General features: G+C 66.6%; 7 protein-coding genes. 4 read left to right on the top strand and 3 right to left on the bottom strand.

The genetic code is table 11. The features are described from left to right. From AC1DU6_RS11200 to AC1DU6_RS11190, 3 genes are all read right to left on the bottom strand, one after another. Positions 1–1,787 (bottom strand): pectate lyase family protein (locus AC1DU6_RS11200; RefSeq protein WP_477857221.1); only part of this gene is annotated, 1,787 nt, incomplete at its 3' end. Beyond that, the gene (locus AC1DU6_RS11195; protein WP_056197379.1) at positions 1,784–2,350 is read right to left on the bottom strand and encodes a PEP-CTERM sorting domain-containing protein; all 567 of its coding nucleotides are present in this window, start codon (positions 2,348–2,350) and stop codon (positions 1,784–1,786) included. The genes AC1DU6_RS11200 and AC1DU6_RS11195, both read right to left, overlap by 4 nt. A gap of 137 nt (positions 2,351–2,487) precedes the next feature. After that, on the bottom strand, positions 2,488–5,436 hold the full coding sequence (locus AC1DU6_RS11190) for a TonB-dependent receptor (RefSeq protein ID WP_457321428.1): 2,949 nt from the start codon (positions 5,434–5,436) through the stop codon (positions 2,488–2,490). 423 nt (positions 5,437–5,859) lie between these two features. Between AC1DU6_RS11190 and kduD the strand changes: the two genes are divergently transcribed. The 4 genes from kduD to AC1DU6_RS11170 all read left to right on the top strand — a co-directional run bounded on the left by kduD (position 5,860) and on the right by AC1DU6_RS11170 (position 10,357). Continuing rightward, the gene (kduD, locus tag AC1DU6_RS11185) at positions 5,860–6,621 is read left to right on the top strand and encodes a 2-dehydro-3-deoxy-D-gluconate 5-dehydrogenase KduD (protein WP_457321426.1); all 762 of its coding nucleotides are present in this window, start codon (positions 5,860–5,862) and stop codon (positions 6,619–6,621) included. A 228-nt stretch (positions 6,622–6,849) separates the two neighbouring features. Continuing rightward, positions 6,850–8,019, top strand: a complete 1,170-nt coding sequence (locus tag AC1DU6_RS11180) for an oligogalacturonate lyase family protein (RefSeq protein WP_457446606.1) — start codon at positions 6,850–6,852, stop codon at positions 8,017–8,019. Then, positions 8,016–9,101 (top strand): pectinesterase family protein, encoded by a 1,086-nt coding sequence (locus tag AC1DU6_RS11175; RefSeq protein ID WP_477857217.1) that lies wholly within the window; start codon positions 8,016–8,018, stop codon positions 9,099–9,101. Before AC1DU6_RS11180 ends, AC1DU6_RS11175 begins: the two co-directional genes overlap by 4 nt. Beyond that, positions 9,098–10,357: a pectate lyase family protein gene (locus AC1DU6_RS11170; protein ID WP_477857215.1), complete on the top strand. Its 1,260-nt coding sequence runs from the start codon at positions 9,098–9,100 to the stop codon at positions 10,355–10,357. The genes AC1DU6_RS11175 and AC1DU6_RS11170 overlap by 4 nt, the downstream gene beginning before the upstream one ends. Positions 10,358–10,426: the final 69 nt, after the last annotated feature.

The raw sequence follows: 10,426 nt of genomic DNA, 5'->3' as shown, positions 1-10,426 counted from the left end.
GGGTAGCTGCCGTTGGCCAGGTGGATGGTCTTGGGCGTGGCAACGGTGTTGCAGCCGTTGGCGGCCGGGCTGTTCGTCGAGCAGTTCTTCATGACCCAGTTCAGCGCGCCCTGCAGCGTGCGGAAGTCGGCCGTTGTGCCACCGTCGTCGACGTTCAGGTTCGTGAAGCTGGCCGGCGCAGCGCGCGTCGTGAACTTCCAGTTGTCGGCCTTGGCTATCCCGGCGAAGGCAGCGCCCTTGATGGTGCCGGACAGCACCGAAGCGTCCATCGTCACGTAGTAGGTCGTGGCGAAATCCAGCTTGTTGCTGTGCAGCTTGACCGAGGCCTTGGCTCCGCTGACGCTGACGGGCCGGTACCAGACATAGCGCGCGAACGTGGCGCCATCAGGCATGGCGCCCAGGCCCAGCGCGTCGATCTCGAGGTTGGTGCGGGCCAGCACCGTCTGCGTATCGCTGGCCGAAGGCGCGGTGCTCAGGTCGATGCTGTCCACCAGCACGTCGTCGCTCGTGCGGTAGACATTGACCTTGCCCGCCGTGCCGATGGCGGGCGGCGCATCGAAGGACAGGGACAGGCGCGTGTCGGTGTGGACATTGGTCTCGTTCGCGGCGGGCGCCTTCGTGCCGCCCACTTCACTGACATTGCCGCTGCCGCTGATCTGCGTCGAGATCTTCCACGCGCCGGCCAACGCCAGGTTGTTGGCCTTGACGAGGGCCACCGGCCGCGRCTTGAAGGCATAGCCGGGCACGAAGGCCGTGCCGGGCAGCGCGCTGCAGGCGCCCAAGGCTGCGCCATTGACGGCGGAGCCGCTGTCCTGGAACACGCCCGTGTGGTCGGAGCTGGCGTAGACGACGACGCTGTCACAGCCCGCCGCGCCGTCGATGGCGAACACATTGCTGTGCGACAGGATGTTGCTCGCCTTGCCCACGCCGACGCTGTAGCTGTGCGGATAGGGGTTGGCCGTCTTGCTGCCAACGAAATAATTGTTGAAGACGTGGACCTGGCCGAAACGCACGCGTGGCACGCGCTGGACCACGCCGTTGAAGACGTTGTTGGCGATGGTGACGCGCAGCTTGCCGGCGTCGCTGGTCAGGCTGTCGGAGCCGCCGATCAGCATGCTCTTGTCATGCGCCGTGAGCAGGTTGTACGAGACCGTGATCAGGTCGGCGCCCTTGGTGATGTCGATGGCGCCGTCGTGGCATTGCTTGGTCTTGCCGTTCTCGACGGGCAGGGTGTCGTCGGTGACGGGTGCGTCGGTGATGGTGTTGCGGTCGATCCAGACCTGGGTGGCCGTGACGATGCCGATGGCGTCGTAGGCGGAGTTCCAGTTGCCCAGCGCGCCGTCGGTGGGGTCCCAGATCGGSCCGACGTCGCAGGGCGCCACGATGTGCAGGTTGCGCACGATGACCTGGCTGACGCTGGTGATGTCTATCCAGGCATTGACGAAGCCGGCACCGGGGCCTTCGCCGATCAGCGTGGTGTTGCTGGTCAGGCGCACGCGCGCCCTCACCTTCTGGTCGGCGGTGCTGGCGAAGGGCGTGCCCTCGGTCATGTCGATGGTGCCGGCCACCTTGATGATCTTGGCCGCGTTGCCGCCATTGGCCAGCGCGTTCAGCAGTTCGGCGCGGTTGTGCACGGTGTAGATGTGCTCGGGGGTGGCGGCGCTGCCGCCGACGGTGCCGGCTCCCCAACCATCGCTGGGTGCGGTCTGTTGCGCGGCATCAACGGCATGGGCCGGCAGGCTCAGGGCCAGCAGCGCGGCAATGCCCAGGTGCTTGAGGGCTTTCATGCGACGACCCTCCTGCGCAGGGCCACGACACCGAGGCCTGCGGCCAGCAGCGCCAGGCTGCCAGGCTCCGGCACGGCGCTGACGGCGATCTGTGTCGTGAAGCTGCCGAACTCGCTCGCGAAGCTGACGTTGTTCAGCGTCAGGCTGACGGTGTGCTCATCCACCAATTGCAGGCTGACGGTGCCGCCGGCAACACCCGTCATGTCCAGCGGCGTGAAGCCGGTGATGGGCGCGCTCAAGCCCGCGAAGCTGAAGGTGAAGCTGTAGCTGCCGGTCAGGCCGGTGGCGCCGGTGTTGTTCCAGACCTGCACATGGCCGTCGCTGAAGAAGTCAATACCCACCGCCGCGTCGCCAGTCAGGAACTCGAGGTCGGTGGCAGCCAGCGCCGTGATGTTGCTGCCCGCCTCCTCGGTGAAGCCGTGGTCCAGGCCCAGCACCATCGTGCTGGCGCCACTGACCTGGCCGGTGATGAGGGTGCCGGCGGGCAGGCTGTTGGCGGCCTGGGCGACGGTGGCGATCAGCCATGCAGCGGCTGCGACCACCAGGGTCCTGTGGGTCTTCATGATTTGTCTCCGTGTGGTCGGGCTCGCCGCGGGGCGATCGACACGTCTTCGGGATCAGGAGACCTGCAGGGTCCCGCAAGCGAAAAAGGGCACAGACGTAGGTCTGCGCCCTTTGCTTTCTCTAGGCCATGTCCGCCTTAGAACTTGTAGCGGCCACCGACGATGAACTCGCGGCCGGTGTAGTTGTTGACGACGACGTTGTTCATCGCGCGGGAGATGAACTGGTCGTTGGGCTGGTTGGTCAGGTTGGTCGCTTCAAACGTCAGCTGCAGTTGCTTGTTGAACTGATAGCCCATCGACAGGTCGACGTTGAAGGTCTTGTTCTTGCCTGCCACGTCCTGGTTGTTGCCGGCCGGGATGGTGGTCAGGAAGGTCGAGCGGGCCGAGGTCGACACGCGGCCGCTGAAGGTGCCGTCGTCGTAGTAGACGGACAGGTTCCAGGAGCGCGGCGACAGGTTGACCAGGTCTTCCGAGACGGTGGCCGCCCCGACCGAGGCGGAGAGCACATAGTCCATCTTGGACTTGACCTGCGTGTAGTTGGCCAGCACGCCGAAGTTCTTGCCCCAGCCCGGCAGGAAAGTGAAGGGCTGCTGCACGTTGATCTCGAAGCCGGTGAGCTTGCCGCCCGGGCTGTTGACCGGCGCGCTGACCAGGAAGAGTTCGTCGCCGGTGAAGTTACTCGGCAGCAGCGACATCGGCAGGCCGGTGTCCTTGTAGGCCACGTTGCGGCCCACCGTCAGCACATAGCTCTTGATGTCCTTCTGGAACACACCCAGGCCGATGAAACCGTTCTTGGAGTGGTACCACTCGCCGCTGAGGTCGAAGGTCGTGGCGCGGAAGGGCTCCAGCGCCGGATTGCCGCCGGTGTAGCTCAGCGTGCCGGTGGTGCTCAGCGTGCCGCCCGGATTCAGGTTCTGCAGCGGCGGGCGCGACATGACCTTGGCGGCCGCGGCGCGCAGGATCAGGTCCTTGGTCAAGTTGACCGCGATGTTGGCTGAGGGCAGCCAGTCCGTGTAATCGCGGGTGGCCGTGACGGGGCTGCCGCCGCCCGTTGCCAGGTAGCCGCTGGCGACGATGGCCGTCTTGACGTAGCGCGTGCCGAGGTTGCCGCGCACGGCCATGCCGCCCAGGCGGGTCTCGAAGTCGGCCATGAACCAGGTGCCGGTGTCGGTCTCCGAGATGGCCCGGTTGCCGCCACGGGCGCTGCCGTTGGTGATGGAGGTCAGCGTGTAGTCGCCCGGGCCGCCAGCGGGGCCGGTCTTCAGGCAGTTGCAATAGATGTCATAGGCCTGGGCGATGGCGTCCAGGTTGGGGATGACCCAGGAGGTGATCGAGCCATTGGGCAGGTTCTGGCCCTTGCCAAAGCCCGTCAGCGTCGTCACGAGGCTGGCCGGGATCACGTTGGCCGGCAGCGTGTTCATCGTCTCGACGGTGCGGCGGATGTCGTAGCTGGTGAACTTGAACTGCTTGTAGCTGGCGCCGCCCTTGAGCGTCAGCACGTCGGGAATGACTTCCCAGGCCACGTCCGCGGTCAGCACGTCCTGGCGGTTGGTCACGCCGTTGGGACGGATGCGGATTTCGCTGGGCGTGAAGTTGGCGATGCTGGTCGAGCCGACGGGCACGCCGTAGATCTTCAGGCCACCGTTGGCGTCGCTGGGGTTGAGGTTGCCGTAGCCGAGCAGCGGCGCGCGGTCGTCGCCGCGGGCGTCGAACACATAGCCGTTCACGTTGGGCGCATCCAGCGTCGTCGTGGTCTGGATGGGGTTGCGGAAGCGGGACGTGGCACGACCGCCGCGCAGAGTCAGCTTGAGGGTGTCGGTGATGTCCTGCTCGACGGTCAGCGAGGGCTGCGTGAACTCGGTGCTGAGCTTGTCGAAGCGCGACTCGGCGCGCACGTCGACGCCGTTGAACTTGCCGTAGAGCATCTGGCCGCTGGGCGCGTACTGCGCCTCGACGACGCTGGTCTGCTGCTTGCCGCCGGCCGACAGCGCGCGGCTGAAGGAGATGGCCTCCAGGAAGTCTTCCTGGCGGGTTGCCTCCAGCTTGCTGTACAGCATGTCGAAGGTGATCAACATGCTTTCGGCCGGACGCAGCTGGATGGCGCCGGTCATGCCCAGACGCTCCTGGTCGTGCGTGAGGCGGCCGTAGCGCGGCAGGCGCGGGTGGAAACTGGTCGCCTTGCTGGCCTCGTTGTAGGCGGCCAGGTTCTCCGGCGTGTTGGGCAGGCGGGCCACGCCCTGGGCGGCGGGGCCGCAGGTGGTGGCGGTGGAGCCGGTCGGCAGGTTGGCCGTCACGCCCTGGGGCGGGCACCAGCCGCTGAAGGCGTTGCCGCTGGACGGGCCGTTGTCCCAGCGCACGGTGCTGAAACCCTCTTCATAGACCTTGCGCTTGGAATAGGCGCCCGACAGCAGCACGCCGATCTTCTTGTCGGCAAAGGTGTTGGAAATCAGGAAGGAGGCCTTGGGCGTGGCCTTGCCGGACAGATCGTTGTAGGTGCCCTTGACGGACACGGCGGCCGCGAACTTGTTCAGGTCGAAGGGGCGAGCCGTCTGCAGGTCGATGGTGGCGCCAAGTGACCCTTCATCCACGTCGGCCGAACTGCTCTTGCGCACGGTCAGCGAGTTGAAGAGGTCGGCGGCGAAGACGTTGAAGTCGAAAGCGCGGGTGCGGTTGGCGCCGCCGGAGCTGTCGGTGCCGCCGGTGGTGGCCAGGGCCTCGATGCCGTTGATGCGGGTGCGGGCGAAGTCGCCGCCCAGGCCGCGCACGGTGATGTTGCGGCCTTCGCCGGCGTCACGGTCGATGACGACGCCCGGGATGCGCTGCAGCGATTCGGCCAGGTTGGTGTCCGGGAACTTGCCCATGTCCTCGGCCTTGATGACATCGACGATGCCCTTGTCCTGGCGCTTGGCGTTCAGCGCGCTCTCCAGCGAGGCGCGGATGCCGGTGACGGTGACCGTCTCCAGTTGCGCAGAGGCGGCCGGCGCGGTCTGGGCCCAGACGGGCGCGGCGATGAAAGTGACGGCCAAGGCCACCGGGCGCAAGGCCAGGCGCTGGGACGGACGACGGAAAGGGCGAACGGCGGGCATGTGGTGTCTCCTGGTGCAGGCCGCCTGGGCGCTGTGTCGCGCCGGCGGCTCTCGGGTTATGCAAGGCTGGGAACCCGGGCGCACGCARGGCACCCGTTGATTTCCTAAGCCGGCGACGCTGTAGTGCGAGCGCCGGTTCTTTCGTCGTGACGACAGATCGTTGTCGCGGCGAGGGAAAAACTTGTCGGTCAGCGCGGGCCCGTCATGGGTAAACAGGGGCTCATTGCTGGGGTCTTCGAAGTTCGTTGTGGACGATGATAGGGGGAAGATGCAAAAATCGGAACATCGGTTCACTAATTAGAAACCATGATTCCGCAACACTTGCGCGCTGCCTAAAGTCGTGGCATCGGAAAAAGTGGAACTGCGTTTCAACAAGCTGAACCACCTTGGCCACGACCTCGCGCTGAACGGACGCAACAAAACATGGTGCTCAACAACTTCAACCTGGCCGGCAAGACGGCCATCGTCACCGGCTGCAATACCGGCCTGGGCCAGGGCATGGCGCTGGCGCTCGCGCAAGCCGGCGCTGACATCGTCGGCGTCAACGTCTCCGACCCGGATGAGACCAAGGCCGGTGTCGAAAAGCTCGGGCGCCGCTTTCTGGACATGCGTGCCAACCTGTCCGACGTGAGCGCCATTTCCGACCTGGTCGCCCAGGCCAGGACCTTCACGGGCGCGGTGCACATCCTGGTCAACAACGCCGGCATCATTCGCCGCGAAGACGCCATCAAGTTCTCGGAGGCCGACTGGGACGACGTGATGGACTTGAACCTGAAGTCGGTGTTCTTCCTGTCGCAGGCGGTGGCCAAGGTCTACCTGGCCCAGAGCAGCGGCGGCAAGATCATCAACATCGCCTCGATGCTGAGCTTCCAGGGCGGCGTGCGCGTGCCCTCGTACACGGCCAGCAAGAGTGGCGTCATGGGCATCACGCGGCTGATGGCCAACGAGTGGGCCTCGCACGGCATCAATGTGAACGCCATCGCGCCGGGCTACATGGCCACCAACAACACCGCCGCGCTGCGCGCCGACGAGCAGCGCAACAGCGCCATCCTCGACCGCATCCCGGCCGGCCGCTGGGGCAAGCCGGAGGATCTGGCCGGCCCGGTCGTGTTCCTGGCTTCGCAGGCTTCGGACTATGTGAACGGCTACACCATTGCCGTGGACGGCGGCTGGCTGGCAAGATAAAACGCCCCTCGCCCAGCCTCGCATCGCTGCACGCGAGCGAGTCTGGTCTGGGACCGCGCTGCGTCTAGCGCCGCAGCGCTTCGGCAGGCACAACAAGTCCACTGGACTTGCCGTGTCCGGCCTCAGCCCCCGAGGGGACGGCGATGCTTGCCGGCTCGACCGGCAAGCACATCGCCAGAGGGGCCGGCTCGGGAGCGGCCCAGCGCTCGGCCCAGAAAGGATCACGCCATGAAATCCACCGAACGCAAGTTTGAATTCCTCACCCGCGAGGATCCCGACACCGGTGCGCGCGTCACGCGGCTGACGCCGCCGGACGTGACCTGCCATCGCAACTACTTCTATCAGAAGTGCTTCACGAACGATGGCCGCCAGCTGATCTTCGGCGGCGAGTTCGGCCCCAACCCGAGTCCGAACTGGAACTACCACCTGCTGGATCTCGACACCCAGCGCTGCGTCCAGCTCACCGACGGCATGGGCGAGAACACCTTCGGCGGCTTCCTGAGCCCCGATGACAAGCACCTCTACTTCGTCCGTGACAAGCGCCAGTTCATCCGCCTGGAGCTCGCCACGTTGGAAGAGGAGGTCCTGTACGTCGTGCCCGACGCCTGGGTGGGCTATGGCACCTGGGTCAGCAACAGCGCCTGCACAAAGATCGTCGGCATCGAGATATCAGCTGACGACTGGTTCCCGTTGAACACCTGGCAGAAGTTCAACGAGATGTTCCACAAGCGGCCGCTGTGCCGGCTGTTCAGCGTCGACCTGGCGACCGGTAAACGCACCGTCATCCTTGAGCAGCGCGGCTGGCTGGGCCACCCGCAATACCGCCCGTTCGATGACAACACCGTCGCCTACTGCCACGAAGGCCCGCACGACCTCATCGACGCGCGCATGTGGTTCATCGACGAGAACGGCACGAACCGCCGCTGCGGCAAGGAACATCTCGACGGCGAGAGCTGCACGCACGAGTTCTGGGTGCCGGACGGCAGCGCCATGATCTACGTCAGCTACAACGAGAAGTCGCCCGAGCGCTGGATCTACAGCCTCGACCCCGTCACTCTCGAGAACAAGCTGCTGACGGCCATGCCGCAGTGCTCGCACCTGATGAGCAACTACGACGGCACGCTGATCGTCGGCGACGGCGTGGGCAAGGTCAGCCATGACAGCACGGCCAGCAATGCGATGCTGGTGGGCGACCCGTATCTGCACCTGTTCGACCTGAAAGCCGGCACGACCCGCCCCATCGCGCGGCACGACAGCGGCTGGGACGTCTACAAGGACGACCGCCAGGTCACGCATCCGCACCCGAGCTTCACGCCGGACAACAAGCAGGTGCTGTTCAGCTGCGACAAGGAGCGCGCCAGCGGCGTCGAGCCGGCCCTCTACCTGGCCGACCTGTGAAGCTCGCGCTGGCCTTGGCCGCATCGCTTGCCGTAACGGCAGCTCAGGGGCAAGCACGCCCTCAGCTGCCGGCCGAGCAGGCCGCCGCGCACACCGCGGCGGCCTACCTCGGCGACTGGAAGCCGGGGCCGCTGGCCGACCTCACCGCGACGGCGCCTGACTTCGTCGTCAAGCCGGGTGAGTCGGTGCAAGCCGCCATCGACAAGGTGCCCGCCGAGGGCGGCAAGCGCTGGGTCATCCACATCCAGCCCGGCACCTACCGCGGTCCCGTCTGCATCAAGGACAAGGCGCCGCTGGCCCTCGTCGGCTCGGCGCTTGAGGCCAGCGCCGTCGTACTCGTCGACAGCCGCTTCTCCGGCAAGCCCAAGGGCGAGAACGAGCCCGCCCACCCCTGCTGGCCTGAACTCGGCAAGGCCACCGTCGGCACCAGCGGCAGCACCAGCATGCTGGTGCAGAGCAACGACGTTCAGCTCATCTCGCTGACCATTGCCAACGACGCGATGGACGGCGTGCGCCGCGGCGAGGCCTACCCCCCTGGCGTCGGCGAAAGCGGCGGTGCGCAGGCCGTGGCGCTGACGCTGATGGGCGACCGCATCCAGCTCGAAGCCGTGCGCCTGCTGGGCCACCAGGACACGCTCTACGCCAAGCGCCGCACGCCTGACGCGCCAGCCCGCCAGCTGATCCGCCACAGCCTCATCGCCGGCGACGTGGACTTCATCTTCGGCAACGCCGTGCTCGTCATCGAACACAGCACCATCCTCAGCCGCGCCAACCGCCGCACGCCTGGGCACGGCGGCATCGTCCTGGCGCCCAGCACGGCGCCCGACGTGACCCAGGGGTTTCTGATCACGCACAGCCGCTTGGTCGGCGAGCCCGGCATCGCGCCCGGCGCCACATCCATCGGCCGTGCCTGGGATGCGGGTGTCAAGGCTGGCACCTGGGTGGCCGGCGCCAGCCCCAATGGCGCGGCCGTCGTGCGCGACAGCGAGATCGGCCTCCACATCGGCCCTTGGTCGGCCAGCACCTCGCGCCGACCCTTCGACGCCGCCGGCAACCGTCTTTTCGAGTTCAAAAATCAATGAGCTTCCAACGCCGCCACCTGCTGGCTCTCGCCGGTCTCTCTGCTCTGGGCGGTTGCGCCAGCGCGCCCCATGCACCCGTTGAAGCGCCTCTGGGTTGGGCGGGCGCCGGCGGCACGACCGGCGGGGCCAGGGCCATTCCCGAGCATGTCTTCGACGTTCACGATCGCGCCGGCCTGGATGCCGCGCTTCGCCTGGGCGACAAGCCCAAGATCATCCGCATCCACACCTTCATCGACCTTTGCCCCGGCGGCGTCGAAGCCTTCCGCGATCCCGAGTTCAACTTCGACGCCTTTGACCGCGCGTTCGACCCCGCCACCTGGGGCCGCGACGACCCCAGGGGGCCGCTGGAGGACGCCCGCAAGCGTTCCGAGAAGCGCCAGGCCGAGGTGTCCGTCGTGCACCTGCCGTCCAACACGACGCTGCTCGGTGCCGCACCTGGCGCCGGCTTTCAGCACGGCATGGTGCTGCTGGACAAGGTCAGCAACATCGTCATCCGCGACCTGCGCTTCTCCGACGCGTACGACCACTTCCCCGCCTGGGAGCCGCGCGACAACGTGCACGGCGAGTGGAACTCGGAGTACGACGCGCTGTCGCTGCGCGGTGCCGACMGCGTCTGGGTGGACCACTGCCTGTTCGACGACGGCAACCACCCCGACAAGCTCGAGCCCATCCGCCTGGGCCAGCGCGTGCAGCACCACGACGGCTTGCTGGACATCACCAACGGCAGCGATCTCGTCACCGTGTCCTGGTGCCGCTTCCAGGCCCACGACAAGACCATGCTGATCGGCAACAGCGACGGCCGCATCACGGATGACGGCCTGCTGCGCGTCACGCTGCATCACAACCACTTCCACGCCTGCAAGGAGCGCACGCCGCGGGTTCGCTTTGGCCGCGTGCATGTCGTCGCCAACCTCTTCAGCGCCGAGCGCGCCGAGGACTTTGGCTACTCCCTGGGCGTGGGCATCCGCTCGCGCCTGTACAGCGAGCACAACCGCTGGGAGTTGCCGCCCGAGATCAAGGCCGACCGATTGATCCGCCGCCTCAAGGGCAGCGCCTTCACCGACCGTGAAAGCCGGCTCAACGGCCGACCGGTGGACATCCTGGCCGCTTGGGCAGCCACGCACGCCGGCGAGACCTTGTCCGCCGACGTCGGCTGGCGCCCCGACGAGTCCTACGACGCGGCAGCCTTGCGCCCGGCCCGTCCCGATCAATTGGTTGAGCAAATCCGCGCAGGCGTCGGGCCGCGCCGCGCCTGAGTCAGAATCCGGCTACTGAAACACGCACCCGAAAGAATCGAAACGATGGACGACGACATTGCTGATTCC

The sequence above is a fragment of the Roseateles sp. P5_B10 genome (assembly GCF_056400485.1).
This window is presented reverse-complemented; position numbering and strand designations above follow the sequence as displayed.

Excerpts from the sequence above, each read along its gene's own strand:
- AC1DU6_RS11195 (WP_056197379.1), bottom strand. The coding sequence starts at position 2,350 with ATGAAGACCCACAGGACCCTGGTGGTCGCAGCCGCTGCATGGCTGATC.
- AC1DU6_RS11190 (WP_457321428.1), bottom strand. The coding sequence starts at position 5,436 with ATGCCCGCCGTTCGCCCTTTCCGTCGTCCGTCCCAGCGCCTGGCCTTG.
- kduD (WP_457321426.1), top strand. The coding sequence starts at position 5,860 with ATGGTGCTCAACAACTTCAACCTGGCCGGCAAGACGGCCATCGTCACC.
- AC1DU6_RS11180 (WP_457446606.1), top strand. The coding sequence starts at position 6,850 with ATGAAATCCACCGAACGCAAGTTTGAATTCCTCACCCGCGAGGATCCC.